The 19,758-nt window shown below is 32.1% G+C and carries 15 protein-coding genes and 1 other RNA gene; 11 read left to right on the top strand and 5 right to left on the bottom strand.

The features are described 5' to 3' along the window. The first annotated feature begins 10 nt into the window (after positions 1-10). The 10 genes from FF125_RS12975 (at position 11) to FF125_RS12930 (ending at position 11,290) form a co-directional block, all read left to right on the top strand. Complete coding sequence (locus FF125_RS12975) at positions 11-1,495, top strand: alpha-L-fucosidase (RefSeq protein ID WP_138950164.1); 1,485 nt, start codon at positions 11-13, stop codon at positions 1,493-1,495. A gap of 202 nt (positions 1,496-1,697) precedes the next feature. Beyond that, the gene (locus FF125_RS12970; protein ID WP_138950163.1) at positions 1,698-4,049 is read left to right on the top strand and encodes an ATP-dependent helicase; all 2,352 of its coding nucleotides are present in this window, start codon (positions 1,698-1,700) and stop codon (positions 4,047-4,049) included. 92 nt (positions 4,050-4,141) lie between these two features. Beyond that, on the top strand, positions 4,142-4,792 hold the full coding sequence (locus FF125_RS12965) for a DUF4290 domain-containing protein (RefSeq protein ID WP_175418925.1): 651 nt from the start codon (positions 4,142-4,144) through the stop codon (positions 4,790-4,792). A gap of 86 nt (positions 4,793-4,878) precedes the next feature. Continuing rightward, on the top strand, positions 4,879-6,189 hold the full coding sequence (gene murA, locus FF125_RS12960; protein WP_138950162.1) for a UDP-N-acetylglucosamine 1-carboxyvinyltransferase: 1,311 nt from the start codon (positions 4,879-4,881) through the stop codon (positions 6,187-6,189). Positions 6,190-6,428: 239 nt separating this feature from the next. Continuing rightward, positions 6,429-6,977 carry a nucleotide exchange factor GrpE gene (locus FF125_RS12955; RefSeq protein ID WP_138950161.1) on the top strand — a complete coding sequence of 183 codons (549 nt, stop codon included), beginning with the start codon at positions 6,429-6,431 and terminating at the stop codon, positions 6,975-6,977. Positions 6,978-7,004: 27 nt separating this feature from the next. Beyond that, complete coding sequence (gene dnaJ, locus FF125_RS12950; protein WP_138950160.1) at positions 7,005-8,141, top strand: molecular chaperone DnaJ; 1,137 nt, start codon at positions 7,005-7,007, stop codon at positions 8,139-8,141. Positions 8,142-8,540: 399 nt separating this feature from the next. Continuing rightward, an RNA gene (gene rnpB, locus FF125_RS12945) (RNase P RNA component class A) lies at positions 8,541-8,858 on the top strand. A gap of 58 nt (positions 8,859-8,916) precedes the next feature. After that, a complete protein-coding gene (locus tag FF125_RS12940) occupies positions 8,917-9,591 on the top strand; it encodes a Crp/Fnr family transcriptional regulator (RefSeq protein WP_138950159.1) in 675 nt (224 codons plus the stop codon). 124 nt (positions 9,592-9,715) lie between these two features. Then, positions 9,716-10,612, top strand: a complete 897-nt coding sequence (locus FF125_RS12935; RefSeq protein ID WP_138950158.1) for an anti-sigma factor — start codon at positions 9,716-9,718, stop codon at positions 10,610-10,612. A 99-nt stretch (positions 10,613-10,711) separates the two neighbouring features. After that, complete coding sequence (locus FF125_RS12930; protein WP_138950157.1) at positions 10,712-11,290, top strand: TlpA family protein disulfide reductase; 579 nt, start codon at positions 10,712-10,714, stop codon at positions 11,288-11,290. 71 nt (positions 11,291-11,361) lie between these two features. Here the strand turns inward: FF125_RS12930 and FF125_RS12925 are convergent, their stop codons facing one another. Continuing rightward, on the bottom strand, positions 11,362-11,709 hold the full coding sequence (locus tag FF125_RS12925; protein ID WP_138950156.1) for a hypothetical protein: 348 nt from the start codon (positions 11,707-11,709) through the stop codon (positions 11,362-11,364). 353 nt (positions 11,710-12,062) lie between these two features. Between FF125_RS12925 and FF125_RS12920 the strand changes: the two genes are divergently transcribed. Then, the gene (locus tag FF125_RS12920; protein WP_138950155.1) at positions 12,063-13,406 is read left to right on the top strand and encodes a cation:proton antiporter domain-containing protein; all 1,344 of its coding nucleotides are present in this window, start codon (positions 12,063-12,065) and stop codon (positions 13,404-13,406) included. Here FF125_RS12920 and FF125_RS12915 read toward each other — a convergent pair. The 4 genes from FF125_RS12915 to FF125_RS12900 all read right to left on the bottom strand — a co-directional run bounded on the left by FF125_RS12915 (position 13,403) and on the right by FF125_RS12900 (position 19,757). Further along, entirely contained in the window at positions 13,403-14,590 is a 1,188-nt protein-coding gene (locus tag FF125_RS12915; protein ID WP_138950154.1) for an aspartate aminotransferase family protein, read from the bottom strand. The two genes, FF125_RS12920 and FF125_RS12915, sit on opposite strands and share 4 nt — an antisense overlap. Before the next feature lie 7 nt (positions 14,591-14,597). Continuing rightward, positions 14,598-16,172: an OstA-like protein gene (locus tag FF125_RS12910; protein ID WP_250629579.1), complete on the bottom strand. Its 1,575-nt coding sequence runs from the start codon at positions 16,170-16,172 to the stop codon at positions 14,598-14,600. An 84-nt stretch (positions 16,173-16,256) separates the two neighbouring features. After that, positions 16,257-17,930, bottom strand: coding sequence for an AAA family ATPase (locus tag FF125_RS12905; RefSeq protein WP_138950153.1), 1,674 nt, complete (start codon positions 17,928-17,930; stop codon positions 16,257-16,259). Between the two features lie 69 nt (positions 17,931-17,999). After that, positions 18,000-19,757: an arylsulfatase gene (locus FF125_RS12900; protein WP_138950152.1), complete on the bottom strand. Its 1,758-nt coding sequence runs from the start codon at positions 19,755-19,757 to the stop codon at positions 18,000-18,002. Position 19,758: the final 1 nt, after the last annotated feature.

Here is a 19,758-nt window from a genome sequence, read left to right as displayed (position 1 = left end):
TAAATTAATCATGAAATTAAATTTTTTAACATTACTATTGTTAATATCAACCGCTAGCTTTTCGCAAGCTATATATGAGGATGAAAGATATATTCCAGAAACTGATCCGTTAGTTTTAGAAAAATTAGACGAATGGCAAGATAAAAAGTTTGGATTGTTAATGCACTGGGGTTCATACAGTCAATGGGGTATTGTAGAATCATGGTCACTTAGTCCTGAAGATTATGGATGGACGGAACGTAAGAAAGGTAAAAACGCTAATAATTATTTTGAATATAAAAAGGAATATGAAGGTCTGAAAAACACTTTTAACCCTACTGAATTTAATCCTGAAAAATGGGCAAATGCAGCAAAGAAAGCGGGAATGAAATATATGGTTTTTACTACAAAACATCATGATGGTTTCTCAATGTTTGACTCTAAGTATACAGATTATAAAGTAACTGACCCAGAATGTGCTTTTAGTACAAATCCACGTGCCAATATCACTAAGGAAGTTTTTAATGCTTTTAGAGCTCAAGATTTTTGGATAGGTGCTTATTTTTCAAAACCTGATTGGAATCATGAAAATTATTGGGATCCTTATTACCCACCTTTTGATAGAAATGTAAATTATGATCCGGAGGAATATCCAGAAAAATGGCAAAAATATGTTGATTTCACCCACAATCAGATTTTAGAATTATTAACAGATTATGGAAAGGTTGATATACTTTGGCTAGATGGTGGATGGGTTGAGAAATTAACAGATGAAGATGTGAAAAAACATTACTTAGCTAAATTTGAAGAGAACAAATCAGGTAATGGGTTTCTTAAAAACCGCATTGTTAATCAAGACATTAAAATGGATGAGTTGGTTGTTAAAGCAAGACAAAAACAACCAGGATTAATTGTTGTGGATAGAGCCGTTCACAGTAAAAATCAAAATTATTTAACTCCAGAAAACAGAGTTCCTGATAAAACATTACCTTACCCATGGGAGTCATGTATTATATCTGGTGGTGGTTGGTCACATACTTTCAATGCAACCTATAAAAGTGGAAGAGAAGGAGTTCAAATGTTAGTTGATATAGTTGCGAAAGGAGGTAATTTATTATTGAATATAGCTCCAGGTCCTGATGGAACTTGGCAACAGGGAGCATATGATTTACTTAAAGAATATGAAGATTGGATTGATGTTAACGGTTCAGCCATTTATAATACCAAGCCTATTGCTCCTTTTAAAGAAAATAATATTTGCTTTACGCAAAATAAAAAGGAAAATGTCTTTTTCTTTTATTTGGCAGAGGAAAATGAGAGTACAATGCCTAGTGAGATAATAGTTACATCAATTACCCCTAAAAGAGGTGCTAAAATCACAATGTTAGGCTCAAACACAAGGCTTAAATGGGAAAAATTAGATAAAGGGTTTAAAGTAATTATTCCAGAGAAACTGAGAAGTAACCCTAAAAGTAATTATGCATGGACATTCAAGATAGACAAGATAATTAGATAGCATTTTTTTTTAATATGTTTATTATGTTTTAAAAAGTGTAACCAGTTGGTATATAAACATTTAGTTTAGCTTGTGGTTATGCTTTTTTTTGTTAAATTTTTAAATAATTGTTTTACATAAATCATTATTCATAATTTTAACTCGATATTATTGCTATAAAGCAATTACAATTGTATTTTTGAGGCACTCAAAAATACACTTTGTGACGAACTACCTAGAAGAATTAAATGAAGCTCAGCGAGCTGCCGTTGTACAAAAAGATGGTGCTATGATTATTATAGCGGGTGCCGGCTCTGGAAAAACCCGTGTTTTGACGTACAGAATTGCTCATTTGATGAAGCAAGGAGTGGACTCTTTCAGCATTTTGGCATTAACCTTTACAAATAAGGCGGCCCGTGAAATGAAGAATAGAATTGCCAAAATGGTGGGAGATAGTGAAGCTAAAAATTTATGGATGGGTACTTTTCACTCTGTTTTTGCTCGAATTTTACGATCAGAAGCAGATAAATTAGGCTTTCCTAGAAATTTTACTATTTACGATACGCAAGATTCTGTTAGACTGATTTCTACGATTATAAAAGAAATGCAGTTAGACAAAGATAGATATAAGTCAAAACAAGTGTTGAGCCGTATTTCTTCTTTTAAAAACAGTCTTATTACAGTAAAGGCCTATTATGCTAATTCTGAATTGCAAGAGACAGATAAAATGGCAAATCGTCCTAAAATAGGTGAGATTTATCAGCAGTATGTAGATCGTTGTTTTAAAGCAGGTGCGATGGATTTTGACGATTTATTGTTGAGAACCAATGAGCTTTTAACACGTTTTCCTGATGTCTTGGCGAAGTATCAAGATAGATTTAGATATATAATGGTTGATGAGTATCAAGATACCAATCACTCTCAATATTTAATTGTGAGAGCCTTAGCAGATCGGTTTCAAAATATTTGTGTAGTTGGTGATGATTCTCAAAGTATTTATGCTTTTAGGGGAGCAAATATTCAAAATATTTTAAATTTCCAACGGGATTACGAAGAGGTTAAGATTTTTAAATTAGAGCAAAATTATAGATCTACTAGTAATATTGTAGAAGCTGCCAATAGTGTTATTGATAAAAATAAAACCAAATTAGATAAAGAAATTTGGACAGATAATGATAAGGGGGAAAAAGTAAAAATAATGCGTACCCTTTCAGAAGGGGAAGAAGGTCGTTTTGTGGCGAATTCAATTTTTGATAATAAGATGAATCATCAACTCAAAAATGAAGACTTTGCCATTTTGTATCGAACGAATTCTCAATCAAGAGCTATTGAAGATGCTTTACGAAAAAAAGATATTACCTATAGAATATTTGGTGGATTATCCTTTTATCAACGTAAAGAAATTAAAGATATATTGTCTTATTTACGCTTAATTGTAAATCCTAATGATGAAGAAGCCTTAAAACGTGTAATAAATTATCCGGCAAGGGGAGTGGGTCAAACTACAATTGAAAGATTAAGTGTTGCTGCTAATCATTATAAAAAATCTATTTTTGAAATTCTTGAAAATATCGATAAAGTCGATGTGAAAATTAATGCAAGTACAAAATTAAAACTACATAATTTTGTAACGATGGTGAAGACTTTTCAGATAGAAGCAGAAACTAAGAATGCGTTTGAAGTTGCTGATTTTGTTGTAAAACAAACCAAAATAATTAAGGAGTTAGAAAAGGATGAAGCTCCAGAAGCGGTTAGTAAAGTTGAAAATGTTCAAGAATTATTAAACGGAATTAAAGATTTTATTGACGAGCAAAACGAGGAAAAAGAAGACGGAGAAGAAAGAAAAACAGATACTTCACTTGCTTACTTTCTTGAAGATGTGGCCTTAGCTACTGATTTAGATAATGAAAAAAACAAGGATGTTGATAGTGTTTCTTTAATGACTGTGCACATGGCAAAGGGATTAGAGTTTCAATATGTATATATTGTTGGTTTGGAAGAAAACTTATTTCCTTCAGCGATGAGTATGAACACGCGAAGTGAACTGGAAGAAGAGCGTCGTTTGTTTTATGTAGCTCTAACTAGGGCTGAAAAACAGGCCTATTTATCATATGCACATTCAAGATACCGATGGGGTAAACTAGTAGATTGTGAACCAAGCCGATTCTTAGAAGAAATAGACGATAAGTATATCGATTTTATGACGCCAAAGGTTTCTCCAAATATTAATAAATTTATTAATGAAGATATTTTTGGTGATGTTCCTCAAGATAAAGTTCGCTTTAAAAAACCTGTAAAAAGAGAGGTGGTTAAACCTAAAGGTAAACAAAAATCAACTCCAGAAACGATACAGATAAGTACACCAAAAAACCTAAAAAAGGTAAGTAATATTAACCAAAATCTATTTGATAGCAATATTACCGTTGGTAATGTAGTTGAGCATACCAAGTTCGGTAAGGGTGAAGTTGTTAACTTAGAAGGTGTTGGTTCTAATAAGAAAGCTGAAATAAACTTTGATTCAGTTGGAAGTAAAAAATTACTATTACAATTTGCCAAACTTAAAATTTTAGGTTAAAACACTATGCTTTAAACAAATAATTGTTTCTTTGTGCATACTATAAAAATACTTTTTAAAAATATCCGTTAGGGTACTACATATATATTACTATGATTGACTACGATTTAGAATACAATTCAGCGAGAGAGCATTTGATAATACCGGAATATGGTAGACATGTACAGAAGCTTGTGAACCATTGTATTAAGTTAGAAACAAAAGAAAAACGTAACGAAATGGCGAATGCCATTATTGATGTAATGGGTAATTTGCAACCGCATTTAAGAGATGTTCCAGATTTTAAACATAAATTATGGGATCAGCTTTTTATCATGTCTGATTTTAAGTTGGATGCAGATTCTCCTTATACAACTCCATCGCAAGCTGAATTAACAGCAAAACCAGATAAGTTAGATTATCCAAAAGCAGCATCAAAATATAAATTTTATGGTCATAATATTCAGACTATGATAGATACTGCATTGACATGGGAAGAAGGAGAACTTAAAGAAGCTCTTATTTTTACGATTGCTAACCACATGAAAAAATGCTTTCTTAATTGGAATAAAGATACCGTTGATGATGATGTTATATTTAAACATTTAGCAGAACTTTCTCATGGAAAAATAAATTTAAGTACTTCAGATGAAACTTTATCTGAAATTAAAAATTTATTAAGGAAAAAGCCTACAAATAAATCTACAAATAAACCTACGAATAAGCATAAAAATAATTCAAATAAGAATCGTAGGAAAAGATAATGATATGTAAAGGTTTATATAAACCTATTAATTTATCATATTAAATCAAATAGAATAACCACAACTAAAAAACCTAACAATCAATAATGGGGACTTTTAAAATAGAAGGCGGTCATAAACTAAAAGGTTCAATTACACCTCAAGGAGCAAAAAATGAAGCCTTACAAATTTTGTGTGCAGTATTATTAACACCAGAAAAAGTTGTAATTTCAAATATTCCAGATATTGTAGATGTAAACAAGCTTATTAATCTATTAGAGAATTTTGGTGTAAAAATTCAAAAAAATGGTCAAGGATCCTATACTTTTCAAGCAGATGATGTTAATTTAGAATATTTAGAGTCAGAAAGGTTTAAGGTAGATGGTAGTGGTTTACGTGGGTCAATTATGATTGTGGGGCCTTTGTTAGCACGTTTTGGAAAAGGGTATATTCCTAAACCGGGAGGAGATAAAATAGGAAGAAGACGTTTAGATACACATTTTGAGGGCTTTATGAAGTTAGGAGCTAAGTTCCGCTTTAATAAAGAAGATCATTTTTATGGTGTAGAGGCTAAAACTCTGAAAGGAGCTTATATGTTACTAGATGAAGCTTCTGTTACAGGTACAGCAAACATTGTAATGGCAGCGGTATTGGCCGAAGGAAAAACGACCATATATAATGCTGCTTGTGAACCGTACTTACAGCAATTATGTAAAATGTTGAATAGAATGGGAGCCAAAATTACGGGGGTAGGTTCTAACATGTTGCATATAGAAGGGGTTAAAGAATTAGGTGGTACATCACACAGAATGTTGCCTGATATGATTGAAATTGGAAGTTGGATTGGCTTGGCAGCAATGACAAAAAGTGAATTAACAATTAAAGGTGTCAGTTGGGATGATTTAGGAGTCATACCAAGCGTTTTTAGAAAATTAGGAATTACAGTAGAACGTCAAGGTGATGATATTCATATACCAGAACATAAGGATGGATATAATGTTCAGAGCTTTATAGATGGTTCTATACTTACCATATCTGATGCTCCATGGCCTGGATTTACGCCAGATTTATTGAGTATTATTTTGGTTGTGGCAACACAAGCAAATGGAAGTTTATTAATTCATCAAAAAATGTTCGAAAGTCGTTTGTTTTTCGTTGATAAATTGATAGATATGGGAGCTAAAATTATTTTATGTGACCCACATAGAGCCACTGTAATTGGTCATGATTTTAAATCTGACTTACAAGCTACAACGATGACTTCACCGGATATTAGAGCAGGGGTTTCTTTGCTGATTGCAGCACTATCTGCTAAGGGAACTTCAACAATTCATAATATAGAGCAAATAGATAGAGGGTACGAACGTATAGATGAACGTTTGCAAGCTATTGGAGCTAAAATTATAAGAGTAGATTAATTTTAAAAATCTCAAAAATTTATAAATCCAATTTTATTTCGATAAAATTGGATTTTTTTTGTTTAAAAGTGATGTCCGTTCATCCTTTTCCATAGAATTATAACATGTTTTGTACTATTGTTTTAGCAATTATGGGGGTAATTTTTCTCTATAAAAAATTTTCTTCTGACATTATGGCATTTTAGAGGAATTGGCAGTACTTTTGCAAACTAAATTTTTAATGTTAAATATTCATAGAGATGAGTACAGAAGAAAATACAAATCAAGAAGAGATTCAAGATACAGAAAATGTTCAAGATGGTCAGACAGAAGTTAATGGAGAAGAAGTGAATGATACTGCCGAACCGACTACTGAAGATTTAATTCAAAAGGAAAAAGACAAGTATTTACGCTTATTTGCTGAGTTTGAAAATTATAAAAAAAGAACTTCAAGGGAGAGATTAGAGTTATTTAAAACTGCAAATCAGGACTTAATGACTGTTTTAATACCAGTTTTAGACGATTTTGAGCGTGCATTAACGCATGCAGAAGACGATAAAGAGGCAGAAGAATTACGTAAAGGTGTGTTGTTAATTTATCAGAAACTTCTAAAAACATTAGAGCAAAAGGGGTTGACTAAGGTAGAGGTGAAGCAAGGAGATAAATTTGATGCTGAAATACATGAAGCTATTACTCAAATACCTGCTCCATCAAAAAAATTAAAAGGAAAGGTTATTGACGTAACAGAAAAAGGATATAAGTTGGGCGATAAAATTATTCGTTATCCAAAAGTAGTTATTGGTCAATAAATTATTTTCAGTGTAATTAAATTATAAATTTTGAAGGAAGATTATTATATAATATTAGGAATTGAAAAAAGTGCATCTCCTGCAGAGATAAAGAAAGCATATCGAAAGAAGGCTATTAAATATCATCCAGATAAAAATCCTGATGATAAAACGGCAGAAGAAAAATTTAAAAAAGCAGCAGAAGCTTATGAAATATTAGGTAATGCTGATAAGAAAGCTCGTTACGATCAATTTGGACATTCTGCATTTGAAGGTGGTCAAGGTGGAGGCTTTGGCGGTGGCGGTATGAACATGGACGATATCTTTAGTCAATTTGGAGATATTTTTGGTGGTGCTTTTGGCGGCGGCGGCGGATTTTCTGGTTTTGGCGGAGGTGGTCAAAGTAGAGGAGGCGTTAGAGTTAAAGGAAGTAATCTTAGAATTCGTGTCAAATTAACATTAGAAGAAATTGTTAATGGTGTCGAAAAAAAGGTAAAAGTAAAGCGTTTGGTTAAAGCCAAGGGAGTTACTTATAAGACTTGTAGTACATGTAATGGTCAAGGTCAAGTTACTAGAGTTACCAATACTATATTAGGGAGAATGCAGACAGCAACTACTTGTCCTACGTGTCAAGGTGCTGGTCAAATGATAGATCACAGACCAAGTGGTTCAAATGCTCAAGGTTTAATAGAGAAAGAAGAAAGTGTTTCTATTAAAATTCCACCAGGAGTTGTAGATGGTGTTCAATTAAAAGTATCAGGTAAAGGTAATGAAGCTCCTGGAAATAGTATATCTGGAGATTTATTGGTCGTTATCCAAGAAATTCCACATGATAAGTTAAAACGTGAGGGTAATAACTTACACTATGATATGTATGTGAGTATTCCTGATGCAGTACTTGGTGAAAGTATGGAAATTGATACCTTAACAGGTAAAGTCAGAATAAAAATAGAAGCAGGGACACAGTCCGGAAAAATATTGCGATTAAGAGGTAAAGGTTTACCAAGTTTAGAAGGTTACGGTAAAGGAGACTTATTAATTCATGTTAATGTTTGGACTCCAAAGGACTTGTCAAAAGATCAAAAAGCTTTTTTCGAATCAATGAAAGATGATGAACATTTTGCACCAATACCAACACATTCAGATAAATCATTTTTTGAAAAGGTCAAAGATATGTTTTCATAAAATAAGTTTAAAATAATCATATATTTGATAATTTTTCACTGTTTTTATTAATAAAATTTATATATTTGCGATGTTGAATTGTAAAATTCAACACTTTTTCTTTTTCATAGCAATTTTCCCACTCTAATTTAGAGTGGGTTTTTTTATATAACAAATTTTTAACATATTGTAACTTTTTGTATGTCAAGTAGTTATGTTGATTTTTGTTTATTTCATCATTAATTACTTATAAGTTGCAATAAAACGATATAGTCGGCGTTTATATATTTGTATTGCTGAGCAATAGTTCAGTAATATTTCTTTTTCATAGCAATTTTCTCACTCCTTTTAAATAAGGAGTGGGATTTTTTTTTATCCAATAATTATAGAATCACATTTTTATTAGTACTATTTTTGCAGAAAGTAGGCTACCTTATCGATTTCACTTCTGGTGGAATAGGAAAGTCCGGACATCACAGCGAATCATAGCGGATAACATCCGTCTGGCGTAAGCCAAGGACAAGTGCAACAGAAAGCAAGTACAGTTAGGCTGTAGTGAAACCAGGTAAACTCTATGAGATGCAATGTTACGTATATTGGAGTCCCGAAAGGGTAAGGGTACGCGTCCAATTCCAAGGGGTAAACAGCTAAAGTTATGCAGTAATGTATAACGTAGATAAATGATAAGGATTTCAGTTCAACTGAATTACAGAATCCGGCTTATAGCCTACTTTTTTTTCTTTTGTAAGAAATAGAACTACCTACCGACTTAATCATCAACCAAAACAATATAGCTATGAACACTAATATGTGGTTTTTTGATGATGTAAATCTTTTTAAAATTTTATGTCCTCATAAGTATTCGGAGTATTCTTCAAACCATAAATTTAGTTCTTATAAAAAAAGTGATTATATATATTTTGAGCAAGATTCTGCCAATAAAATTTATTTGATTAATAAAGGTAAAGTTAAAATTGGTCAATATAATGATGATGGTAAAGAAATTGTAAGAGCAATATTGACTAAGGGTGAAATGTTCGGAGAAAAAGCCATTTTAGGAATTGATAAAAGAAATGAATTTGCTCAATCTATAGATAATACAACATCAATTTGTCCGATTTCAAAAGAAACACTTTATGAACTGATGAGAGATAATGTTTCTGTAAGCTTTAAAATTTATAAATTCATTGGACTACGTATTAAAAGGTTAGAACGAAGAATTCAACTGTTACTATTTAAAGATGCAAAAACCAGACTGTTAGAGTTTTTAGATGAGCTGTGTGAAGATTATGGATATGATTGTGAAAAGACAGGCGATAAAATTATCAAACATCCTTATACCCAAAAAGATATTGCTTCATTAATTGGGACATCAAGACCTACACTTAATATTATAATTAACGAACTAAAACAAGCTAAAATCCTAGATTTTTATAAAAAGGAAATTCGTATTCTTAAAAAAGTAGCGTAGTGTTAGCTAGCTAACACTTTATAAAACATAGCTCTTTTATATTTGTCATATAAGTTTACTCAAATTATTAGTTTCAAGGTTGATGCTAATAAAACACTATTACTAACATATAAAAAACTTTATTATGACAAGAAACAATTTATTTTTAGTTACTGCAGTTTTTGGACTGCTATTTACGTCATGTGACGATGATAACCACTTTTCGCCTTCAACAAAAAACTTAACCATTAATGTTGCAGGTTTAGAAGACTTGGGTTCAGATTATGTCTATGAAGGATGGATTATTGTTGATGGTGCTCCAGTAAGTACAGGAACTTTTTCAGACATTTCATTAGGTCAAAATTTTTCAGTAGATGCTGAAGAATTAGATGCGGCTACCAGATTTGTATTAAGTATAGAGCCTGCTGGAGAAACGGGTACCGCGGCAGCAACGCCTTCTGATACTAAATTAGTTGTCGGAGACTTTTCAGGGAGTAGTGCTACAGTTTCAGTGGGTACAGTTGGTGATTTTACCACAGATACACCGGCAGGGAAATTCTTTTTGAGATCTCCAACTGATGAATCTGCAGATAATAATGGTAACGATGAGAGCGGAATTTGGTTTGGTACTCCAGGTACACCACCAACAGCAGCTTTTACATTACCTACATTGGAAGCCGGTTGGAAATACGAAGGTTGGGTTGTAGTAGATGGTCAAGGTCCTTTATCTACGGGCACATTTACGGCATTTGATGTTGCAGATGACAATGCTGGAAGTGCAACTTCTTTCAGTGGAATTGAAAATGCAGGCCCTCCAATTCCTGGTGAAGATTTTTTTAGTAACACACCAACTGGATTTTCATTTCCATTAGATATTAGAGGAAGAACGATAGTGATTTCTGTAGAACCATCACCAGATAACTCACCTACACCCTTTTTATTAAAACCTTTATTGGGTGCTGCTGGTAATGAAACCGCACCAGCAACATATGATTTAACTTTTAATGGAGCTTCTTTCCCATCAGGGACAGTGAACAGGTAAAACGATTCTAGTGTTTTGAGTTATTTAAGGTGTAACATTTGTTGCACCTTTTTTTTATTTATTTTTGTAAGATTGTAAGAATTATACTACTAATACAATATGAAACTTAATAAAAAAACAATTTCTAATATTCTATTTTTCGGATTTATTATTTTCCTTTTCACACCATTTGGTTTGGGTACAAGAGCAAAGCTAACCCAAGGTATTACCTATGTAAAGACCTTACTATTTTCGCCTTCTGTTGAGGAAATTGATAAGCGATTGACAGTAGATACTTATGATTTAAAATTCGAAGGTATTGTCTCAGCGAACGATATAAACTTAGAGTCATTAAGGGGTAAGGTAGTTTTTATTAACTACTGGGCGACATGGTGTCCACCTTGTATTGCAGAAATGCCGATGATACATAAGCTATATTTAGATTATAATGAAAAATTGGTATTTTTATTTGTAACTACAGATAGTAAAGAGAAAGTAGAGAAATTTTATGGAAAGAATGACTATAACTTCCCTACATATAATCAATTATCAAAAGCACCTTTGCAATTAGAAGTGTCAACAATTCCCACAACTTTTATTTTAGATAAAAATGGAAAGGTGGCATTGTCAGAATATGGAGCTGTCAATTGGAACAGTAATTCAATTAGAGAATTATTAGATAAATTAATTGAAGAATGATTAATGAGTTTTGTAAAAAAAAAAGACCGTCTTTAACTTAAAGACGGTCTTTTTTTTTTATGTATTACTTATTACTTTACCATTTTAAAAGGCATCTCATAAACTTTACCAACTTTTAAGTTATTCACCTTTACTTTTTTATAATTCAAGTGTTTTTTAATATAAGTATCAATTATAGAATTATTTTTTTTATCATTTTTTGATCTAACAGAAATAATGACAAGTTCTGATTTTTCATTTAGCATAAATGATACCTTAGCTACTAATTCATCAGAATCAATGTTGACTTCCTTTTGATCTAATAGACTAATAATTTGACTTCTAATTTCTGATTTGGTATCTGCTTCTGCATTTGATGCATACGTTAAAGACCCAACAAATAATGCTAATGATAAAGAAACTAATTTTAATTTTTTCATGATAAATATTTTTTAGATTAATTTTTATGTTATGCTTAATAGACTTTTTGAAGGACAAATTGTTACTGTTATTTTTTATTTTAACTAAATTTTGGCACATCTTAACAGTTTTAACATTTGATTTGAAAATTTCCTAAATATTCATAAACCCCAGTTTTTAAGCTGTATTTTCTAATGAAGTTCTAATTAAAAGTAGTTTTAAGAAAGTATTTTGCTGAAGGAGAAGAATCAATCATGTTTTTTTTTTAGTAGGATTCAAACAAATTGTAACTTATATCCGTTATTATCAATGAAAAATAACATTATAAATTTTTAAATGGTATTTTTAACTAATTAAACCAAACTAATTCTACATGGAAATATTATCTTCTTATAATTTAATCATTGGAGCTTCTGTAATAATTATTTTATCTTTTTGGTTTACGGGACTATCGAAAAAAACAAATATTCCTTCAGTTTTAATGCTCATAGTATTAGGTGTTGTTTTAAAATTTGCAATGGATTATTTTGTAGGAGAAGAAATAGATTTTAGACCTTCCTTAGAAATTTTAGGCACAATTGGGTTAATTATGATTGTTCTTGAAGCTGCCTTAGAATTAGAATTGAAACGAGAGAAACTTATACCTATTTTAAAATCAATGGCAATAGCATTGATTGGTTTAGTGGCATCAGCATGGGTAGCTGCACTTATACTGCATTATGCAGTTGATGGAATGTCAATGACCTCTGCTTGGTTATACGCAATTCCGTTGTCCATACTATCTAGTGCTATTATTATACCAAGTGTAAGTGGGTTAGGAGATAAGAAGAAAGAATTTCATATATATGAAAGTACCTTCTCAGATATAATGGGAATTATGATGTTTTATTTTATGATTGGAGGTCTTGATCCGGAACATGCTGTTGGGGCAGGAGAATTTGCTCTAACTACGGTTTTAACCATTATTATTGCTCTTGTAGCCAGTTATGGTATCATCTTAATTTTTCAAAAAATTAAGAGCCAAGCCAAACTTTTCTTGTTAATAGCGGTATTGCTTTTGCTGTATGCTATTGGTAAGAAGTTTCATTTGTCTTCATTAATAATTATATTGATTTTCGGATTGGTAATTGCAAACGTGAAATTATTCTTTCCCGGAAAGACAGCCATCTTTTTAGAGAAAGATAAGATTGACCAAATTTATCATGAATTACATATTATTACCTTGGAAACGGCATTTGTAATCCGTACATTTTTCTTTGTCATTTTTGGGCTTACTATTGTTTTATCTTCTTTAGTAAGTATAAGCGTCGTAGGTATTAGTCTCCTTATTATAGCTTCTATTTATGCAATTCGTTTCGTTATTTTAAGAATTTTTATTGGTAAAGATATTTTTCCACAATTATTTATTGCACCACGTGGATTGATAACTATTTTATTATTTTATAGCATCCCAAAAGAAGGTCAAATTGAAAATTTCGAATCGGGTATATTGCTATTTGTAATTATTGCAACAAGCCTATTAATGACATGGGCAATGATAAAAGATAAGAAAAAAATTGGAACTATTTTGGATGATATTGATGATGAAGTACAACAAAGAAATGAAGCAGAAGATGTATTAAACGAACAAGAAGCCTTAGAAGAACGTAATGACGAAATAAAGCAAAATGAAATTTCAGAAGATAAGGACAATGGATTTCCTTCTACTGAGCACTAGTCTTTCGATACTTCATTAATTACATTAAGTAAAATTTCACATCCTTTTTCTATTTCCTCATTTGAAATATTTAAAGGAGGTGTTATCCTAACAGCACGCCCTTCAAAAAGTAACCAAAATAGTAATAAACCTTTCTCTAACGATTTTAAAATTATTTGTGAGGCAATTTCTGGAGTGTCAACAATTAAAGCTAATAGTAATCCTTTACCTCTAATTTCTTTTACCGCTGTATGTTGTAATCTTTTTCTAAACAACTTTTCTTTTGCTAAAGTCTCGGCCATTAAGTTGGATGAACTAATTTCCTTTACTGTCGCTAAGGCTGAAGCTGCTATTACTGGATGCCCTCCAAAAGTAGTAATATGGCCTAATTTGGGATTATCTTTTAGAATTGACATCATGTTATTAGGAGCAATAAAGGCTCCAATAGGCATGCCGCCACCCAAACCTTTTCCCGTTATAATAATATCTGGAGTGGTGTTGTAATTTTCAAAACCAAAGAATGTACCCGTTCTGCCAATACCTGTTTGTATTTCGTCAAGTATTAACAGTGCACCAACTTCTTCACAACGTTTTTTGACTTTTATTAAATAATCATTTTTTGGAACAATGAACCCAGCTCCACCTTGTATGGTTTCTAAGAGTACGGCGGCTGTTTTTGAAGTAATTTTTTTTAATTCCTCTTCATTATTAAAAGTGATAAATTTAATGCCTGGAACTAATGGTCTAAAAGCTCTATTTTGATTCTCATTTCCGCAAACACTCATAGCACCTTGTGTATTACCATGGTAAGCATTTTTGGCAGCTATTATTTCTGTTCTACCCGTAAATTTTTTAGCTAATTTTAAAGCTCCTTCTGTTGCCTCAGTACCAGAATTGGTTAAATAGATTGACCATTCTTTTGATTGAGGAAGCAAATCTGCTAAATGTTTACAGAGCTCAACTGCTGGTTTTTGAACAAACTCTCCATAAACCATAACATGCGTATAGGCATTAACCTGATCAATTATAGCTTTTTTGACTTTAGGATGGTTGTGCCCTAAACTATTGGCAGAAACACCTGCAATGAAATCGAGATACTCTTTACCCCTTGTATCATAAACAAAAGTTCCTTCGGCGTGCGATATCTCTAAAGCTAATGGGTGAGGAGATGTTTGGGCTTGGTATTTTATAAAGTCTGATTGCATACGGTAATTATTTTTGTCCACTATCTTTATTGATAAGTTCTAGCGAATTTACTGTACGTTGTTCGTCTTTTTTAACCTTAATTACATCATCATCCTTTATAAAAATATCTTCCATTTTTTTTGGTCTTTCTTTATCACGCCAAACAAAACCACGAAAAATACGATCACTTTTTGGTATTTTAGAGGGTGGATAAATAGTTCCTTCAGGGTTAACGAAATACGTAATGTTTTTGATTTTCTTATCTTTTAATTGAAAATTGATATAGCTACAAGTACTTTTATCTATTCCATTAAGATTGTCTTCATCATCTCTAACATAAAATATGCTTTCTGCGTTACCCACAACATTAACATCTTCTAAATCATTGTCAAAAAATTTCCCCAATATATTCCTACCTTTTATCTGATTATAACCTGCAGAATCTTTTTGAATCACAAAGGCATTACGTAATATTTTTAAACTATCTAATTGCTCTGTTTCGGAATTTGAAAGTAAGTGAATAGTGTCTCCAGTAATTTGACTTTCTTGCGACCATAATACAGGATTTCTAAACATTTGTGTAAGTCCCGTTTTTTGATTTGAATGAATAGAATCACATTTACCGCTTAAATTACTTTTGAAGAATTTTACGCGATTATACGCCCTTATTATTCTATTTTCTGGTTTGCCTGTAACCAGTAAGGTGTCCCCATGAACATACATTGAATCTTTCTCAATTTCCGTTATGGCAACGGCTTTGTTTATCACAAAAGCGGAATCTAACTTTTGGTAAAATTCACCATAATTACCGCGAATTACGGCATTATTTAATGTGTCTAACATCTTTATATTGTTGGTGGCTGAGGCAAAGGCTAAATTCCTATCATAATATAAACTATCTGCAGTAATAGACCTATTTTGGTAGGTAAGCACTGAGTTTTTAGTAAAATGAGAAATATTTTTTTGAGTATCATAAAATCCACTTTCGGTATAAATGTGGTTGTCTTCTCCAGTAATGGTGGAGGGTCCATATAGAAACGCTTGTCCATTACTTGTATAATAATCTAAATGGTCAGATTCTAACACATAATCAGGATTTGTCAAGACGACTTTAGATAACGCTTGAAATTTTGAAGTTTGTAAAAAATAATTCCCCTTTTCACTTACTAAAACATTAGCTGTATCCTTAATAGTTGCACCACTTTTATAAAAAAGCAACTGCTTGATTCGATCAAAGTCTAGTGTGTCTGTGGTCAAGGTCATTACAGGATCAGTCAATACTACTTTACCCCAAGATTTGGCTTTTTTTGTCTTACCATTATATTGCACATAATCACTGGTTTGCGTTATGGTGTCACCTTGATTTAGCACTACATTTCCATAGGCTCTTATGATATTCTGTAGTTTATAATGTACCGCTGTTTTACTGCGAAGTGTAAAACCTTCATGTTCTATAAAAACATCGCCAAGTAAAACCGTACCATTTGGGTATCTTTCATCATCTTCAATAGAAGTGTCGGCATGTAATATTTCAATACGCTTTTGCTGAGCTTGTAATGCAAAGGTTGTGATAAAGACTAGTAAAAGTAAAACTTTTTTCAAATTGATTGATTTGCTACAAAACTAAACAAAAAGAGAATAAAAAGGTTTAAAATCTTGTTAAAGGAAGGGCAACGCCATTTATGATTATAGAAAAGCAATACAGAGTTTAATATCTTGGTAGCTTACTTCGCCATTTAAAGCGTCAAAAATCACTTTCGAGCTTATTTCATTACCTTTAGATTGGAGCTCATACACTTTTTTTACTTTATTAAAAAGAGCTTTTTTAGGTTTGTAAAAACTTAAATCTTCTTTCGGATAATCACTTCGAAGTCTGATAACATGACCAGAAATTGTACCAGCTGTCATGCCTCTTTCTTCCGCAATTTCTTCAATAGATTTCTTTTGCTGTAAGTAAGATAATGTAAGGTCGTATGTAGATTGTTTTGTTGTTTTTTTTTCTTTTATTTTTTTCTTATTCTTATCAATATCCTTAATATTGGTAGTACCACCACAACTTCTTATAAAGGCAGGAGCCATTTTGTTAAGTTCATCTAGAGTATATTTTTGATCGGCATTAATTGAAAGTTCTTGAAAACGAAGATCTGCCTTATGTGCCAGTTGGTCAACCATTAACGCCATTTCATTGAAACCTTTTAATTGAAGGTTTTCTATTCTTTTTAAACGTGATAAAGCCACATAACCTTGTCCGCGTTCAAAGGTTTTAGATAGATCAATTTCAGCTTCATCTAAAGTCATTCCTTGACATTTATGAACCGTGATTGCCCAAGCTAAGCGTAAAGGAAATTGACTGAAGCTAGCCAGCACTTTATTATGATCATCCTGAATTGACCAATCTTCTTTCTCAACCGTGATAATTCTTTTATCAGATAGTTTTACTTTTGGGTGTCCTTCTGCATTAAAACCTGTTACCTTACCTAAGGTACCATTTACAAATCCTTTTTCAGAATTGTTTTTTACGAACATCACTTTAGCTCCAATTTTTAATTGTAAATTTTCGCTAGCCAACACTGAATTTTTTAAGGTGTCAATTAATTTTATATTCCCTTTAGCTGTGGCTTTAAAAGTTTTAGTTCTACCTTCTAATTCTACTAAATGTTCCGTATTTATCTTATCAACATCTGTATTATGTGTAAATAGTTTAGTAGGTACTTCTTTCTTTTCTAGCGTGTGCTCGGTGGCCTCTTTTAAAATTTGTAAGTTCTGTTGTGATACGTTACCTGTTCGAATTTCATTTAAAATATCGTTAAGGCTAGAATCACTTTGACGGTATTGTTCTGTTAAATAGCAAACATTAAAATTAGCATTTACCCAGGCCTCAGACATAAAAGAAAATTTATCTCTACTTTTTTCATTGTATTTACCAATAGGAGGGAGTTGAAAAAAGTCACCACTAAGCACCACCTGAATGCCTCCAAATGGGTCTTGATTATCTTTAAAATAACGTAACACTCTATCAACCAAATTCAATTGGTTCTTATGCAACATTGAAATTTCATCAATAATTAATATTTCGGCTTTACCTAAATTCTTTTTTAAGTATTTTTTGGCTTTCATACTTGCCAAATTCCCTTGAGTAAGATGTTCTTTAACACCAATGCCTGACCAAGAATGAATGGTCATACCATTCATATGTGTCGCGGCAATTCCTGTTGAAGCCGTTACAGCAACAGGCACTTTTCTGGCTCGTAAATACTTAATGTATTCATTAAGGACATACGTTTTACCCGTACCTGCAGAACCTGTTAAAAACACGTTTTTACCAGATTTTAAAATCGCTAAGGCTTTTTCTTGTTGCATGCCGCGAAGATAGAAAAAGTCTTTCAACTATGCTGCAATAGTCATTAATTGTTAAGGTAGATATTTAGGTTAGTTAATTTTTTCAAGCTCTACCCAAAATGGAAGTATTTTTTTTGATCCTATGTTATAAAAAGGTATTAAGTCACAATCCATATCAGAAAAATGAATATTATTCATCTCAATGATATCCGTATCGTCAATTTGATTTACAATTTGGTTTACCATTGTATTCGTTTCCAAATACATTTTTCCATTAGCCTTAACCTTTTTTATAAATTTAAATCGGATATTATAGGTACCTTCTTTTATACTAACTTTCCACTTACCATAAATTTCTTCTTGATCCCAAATACCACGTTGTCCACTGGCATCATTTCTATTTAAGATAACAGGATTTTCATGATCACTTCCAATTATAATTCTTGGTTGATTAACGAGGTTTTCAGAGTTTATGAGCTCTTTATAAGTATAGTCAAGTTCTTTCTTAAGGTTATTCGCAGTATTTTTATTATTTAAGATAATATTATTTTGCTCGTAAGGGTCTTCATGAATATTGAATAGTTCGAAGTTTTCAATTTCAGCATCATAATCAGTATGTCCAACAAGTTTGTAATTTCCTTTTTGTATCGCCATATTATTATAAAGCTCTGGGTAACGACGCGACCAATAAAAAAATAAAGGTCTATGGTCCCAGTTTATTGATTCTCCCTTAATAACAGGTACTAGACTTTTTCCGTCAATTGATTTTTCTTTGGGTAAGTCAACATTACATATCTGCGAAAGTGTTGGCAAAACATCCATATGGGTTGCTAAGTTGTCAATATCCTTATCTCCTTTAAATGCCATTGGATACTTCATATAAAAAGGAACTCTAACACCACCTTTATAAACACTGCCCTTTCGTCCACGCATACCGGCCACGTATCTTGGTTGTTGTGGACCATTGTCGGTCATAAATATAATTAACGTATTGTCGGCAATATTTAAATCATCAAGTTTTTTAAAAAGTTTACCTAAGTTATCATCAATATTGGTAACCATGGCATAAACTTTACGAGCATCTTCCTTATTTTTTTCATTCATTTTAACAAATGGCCTGTCATCATTTTTAAAACCTGAGGATGGATCAATATTCGCATATTGTTTATAGTATTTCTCAGGAACTTGTAGCGGGGAATGGGGGGCGTTAAAAGATAAGTAACAGAAAAAAGGTGTCTCTTTATTTTTTTCGATAAACTCAATGGCATTATCCGTAAAGATATCTGAACAATAGCCATCATAAGCTTCTTTCTTATTATTATGCCAAAGTATAGGGTCAAAATAACTCTTATCACCTTTAAAATAAGTTGTAAAATCACCAACTTGGCCCATTCCTCCTGAAAGATGAATAAGAGATTCATCAAAACCTTGATCGCTTGGTCTGCTTGGGAAATTATCGCCTAAATGCCATTTTCCGAAAATTCCAGTTGTATAATTAGCCTGTTTAAGCATTTCTGCAATGGTTACTTCATTAGAAGCCATTGTTGCACCTCCATTATAAGTATCTCTAACACCGGTGCGTAATGAATACCGCCCAGTCATTAAACTAGCTCGAGTAGGAGCACAAACTGGAGAGACATAAAAATTATTGAACCTTAAACTTTCTTTGGCCAAGCCATCTATTACCGGTGTTTTTACGTGTGGATTTCCAGTACTACCCAAATCTCCATACCCCTGATCATCGGTCATAATTATAATAACATTGGGATGTTCGTTACTTTGTGCAATACCAATTTGAGTAAATACTAGCAAATAAATTACAGCAATGGCTATTTTTTGAAGGTTCATT

This window comes from Aureibaculum algae, from assembly GCF_006065315.1.
GTDB lineage: Bacteria > Bacteroidota > Bacteroidia > Flavobacteriales > Flavobacteriaceae > Aureibaculum > Aureibaculum algae.
The sequence above is the reverse complement of the archived record's forward strand: the minus strand, read 5'-3'. Positions and strand labels throughout refer to the sequence as shown.